At 39.7% G+C, this 2,818-nt stretch carries 3 protein-coding genes; 1 reads left to right on the top strand and 2 read right to left on the bottom strand.

Annotated elements, in window-relative coordinates; translation table 11 throughout:
• The coding region (locus Q384_RS13830; protein ID WP_211251107.1) for a hypothetical protein at window positions 1–256 on the top strand (256 nt) is incomplete at its 5' end.
• A 26-nt stretch (window positions 257–282) separates the two neighbouring features.
• On the opposite strand, the gene Q384_RS10760 is transcribed toward Q384_RS13830, so the two are convergent.
• Window positions 283–2,277, bottom strand: coding sequence for a DUF3732 domain-containing protein (locus tag Q384_RS10760; protein ID WP_037588028.1), 1,995 nt, complete (start codon window positions 2,275–2,277; stop codon window positions 283–285).
• On the bottom strand, window positions 2,274–2,717 hold the full coding sequence (locus tag Q384_RS13475; protein WP_281174542.1) for a three component ABC system middle component: 444 nt from the start codon (window positions 2,715–2,717) through the stop codon (window positions 2,274–2,276). The genes Q384_RS10760 and Q384_RS13475 overlap by 4 nt, the downstream gene beginning before the upstream one ends.
• Between the last annotated feature and the right edge of the window lie 101 nt (window positions 2,718–2,818).

Genomic DNA, 2,818 nt, shown 5'->3' with positions numbered 1-2,818 from the left:
TTTCGGCTTCATAACTGCAAGGTTTTCTTGGTATTTGAACAGATTTATTGCAGTGAATTATAACATAAACTCAGTATTTATTGTATATTTTCAATTACTTGCTGGTAATTCAGGAGCGACTATATACTGTCTGCTGTTGGCCCGTATCAGCATAAGTCGGGTGAATATACCAATTTTAAGTTGGAAGGGCTTGAGTATCTGGAGTATCGCCAGAGTTAGAGGGCACTCAAGCCCATCTTTCGCCTTGCGCAAATGACTTTATCATGCAAATGGCCTTGTGACTCAGCTTGACCGTCTTTTCCAATCAGTAGGAATCAGCGTCTTACCTGACTCACGTGTCCAATGTTCTTTTGTAGCCTCCACATAACGAGGATCGTCAAAAAAATATGCATGTTCAAGTAGTATTACTTGAAGTCCTTCCCTGTTCTCAATTTCGTTAAATAAAAATTTAATATGGCGTCTCATGGCTTGAAAATCTTCGTCCTCTGCACCAATTTGGACTACATCTTTATTATTACTATTTTCGTCAATACCACCAGTATAGTCATTTTTAAGATTAGGAAAGTATGGGCGGCTGATTTGATCTAAAACGAGAAGTCCGGGAACTGGTAAACGCTCTTGTTCAAAGTACCGTTGAAGTCCAAAGGATAAAGAAATATGTAGAGCCAAGTAATTTTGATCTGAACCAATTGCAGTCATGGGCAGAATCGCTCCATCTGCACCAGGTTCCATAAGTGTCACTTTGGGGGTACGAATGGAAAACCTTAAATCGGCATTCTGACACGGCTGCTCAGTAGGAAGTTGTTTAAATGACTCTGAGGCAAATTGGGATATATATGATTCAGCCCTATCTAGTCGAAGCCGCTTGTTGCTATCCGCATCTATCTGACCTTCAAGTTCAGCTATCTCTGCATAAAGTTTACTTAGATCTTTAGCTGGCGTTAGTAACTGATCATCTACTGTATCCAGGAAAAAGCCTACTTTTCCTTTTAGGTAAGCCTGCATTTCAGATAGGCTTTTTAACTGCTTTCCTTCTTCAATCCGATTAAGTAATGATGTTATCCCCGCATCTATCTCTCGAAGTTCTTTACTGAGTGTTTGGATAGAGTCATCAAGAGACAGCAATTGTTCATTTAAATAGGGAGTAATATGAGTTACTGAGCTACTTTCAGAACGAATTATCTCGATAGTCTGTTGCAAGGATAGTGCTGCATCCTTAGCGATACTAGTAGCTGTGTTGCATACAGGACATCTTTCTGGAATTTCTCCAAGGTTCAAATGCTCAGCTATTTTCAATTTATTCAATTGACGATCAACGGTCTTCTGATAACCTTCCGATTCTCGGGTAGCTATCTGCAAGGCTTTATATTTTCGTTTCGCTTGATTTAATTTCGATAAAGTTAAGCTGCGACGTTCATGCAATTCGCCAAGTACGTTGTCGTCAGGATATTGAGCTATGATGTTTTCTTTCTTCGCAATGGCTTTCAGTGATTCCAGTAACGTCAATTCGTCAGCGTCCTCCAATATGGCATCAGCTAAGCCTATTTCATTTGCTTCAGTTAATAAAATCCTTGCGCGTTGCCTAAATAAGCTATCTTTTGAACGACGTGCCTCTTCACGCGTGAGTTCGACTTCCAATTCTTTTTTTAATTTTTTTAATTGTTGTTCAGCAATAGCAGATTTTTCTGTATTAATGCCAAGAAAATACGGCATTGTTGCAACAATTGCTCTGCTTTCGTAAGGATCATCTAAACCATGTAAAAGGACTTTTTCATTATCGATAATGTCTTTTGTAACAAATATATAGGGTGTGATGTGACGTATTGTTGGCCGGACTAATGATTCTTTACCTAAAGGGGTATCTCTTTCAATATCACCGATACCGAAGGCTCTTTCCAGAATATGCTTCGCCGCACTGAGGGTCGTTTGTCCTTCAAACTGATCGATATTTTGAGGAATTTTTAATTTACGCCCTGTTGTAATATACATGCATTCACAGTGCACTTTGGGCGGTATAGGGATAAGGCGGCAAACTACAACTTCATTATCTTGGCAAACCCATTTCACACCAACAGCAAGACAGTGGCGACAAACATAAATTGGAAGTTCACATTTCGAAGACCCCAGACAATAATCTATTGCTTTGATAATGGCTGATTTTCCTGTCCCTGAGGCACCAGTAATAATATTGACTTTCCCCGCGTCTAGTGAGATCTCTCGAAATGCGCCTTCGACACCAATAAAGAAAATCTTTGATATATTCCAACGAGTTGTCATACTGAAACTCCTAATGCTTCAATGATTGCACGTGGGGAACCCATCTGTGCACACCAACTACCAAATAACCGAGCTCGTCTGAAAACCGGATTAGCCGTACCATCTTCCATTCTTTTTATTTTTGTTGGCAGTATATTGGTTGCTGAACAAAGTGAACCATCATTGTTGAGTTGAAGTAATTTATATAAACAACCATACTGAATTGCTTGCGAAGTAATCCATAATGTCCCGTTAATACGTCGAGAAAGTCCAGAAAGTATTATCGGATTCCGGTCTAACCACTCAAGAAAGCCGGTGCGTTCATTGGTTTTTTCAAACGTTGCTGCCAAATCATCAGAGAACGTTACAGGCAAGGCTATATATGTCAAAAGTAAATTTGGGCCATGTGCCGAATTTTTACGATACGCATGACAGAAGTCTGCCAAGATTGCAGCACACAAAGCAGGGTTGGTTTCAGCATGAGGGCGTTCAAAATTCTGTGTCAGTGTTAAATCCTACAGTTTGATTATATCATCGAGTCTTCCTTCGAAATAAATGGAAA

This window comes from Stenoxybacter acetivorans DSM 19021, from assembly GCF_000745895.1.
In the GTDB taxonomy this organism is placed as follows: domain Bacteria; phylum Pseudomonadota; class Gammaproteobacteria; order Burkholderiales; family Neisseriaceae; genus Stenoxybacter; species Stenoxybacter acetivorans.
The sequence above is the reverse complement of the archived record's forward strand: the minus strand, read 5'-3'. Positions and strand labels throughout refer to the sequence as shown.

What these genes read in the sequence shown, in the direction of transcription:
- Q384_RS10760 (WP_037588028.1), bottom strand. Translation starts at nt 2,277, where the DNA reads ATGACAACTCGTTGGAATATATCAAAGATTTTCTTTATTGGTGTCGAA.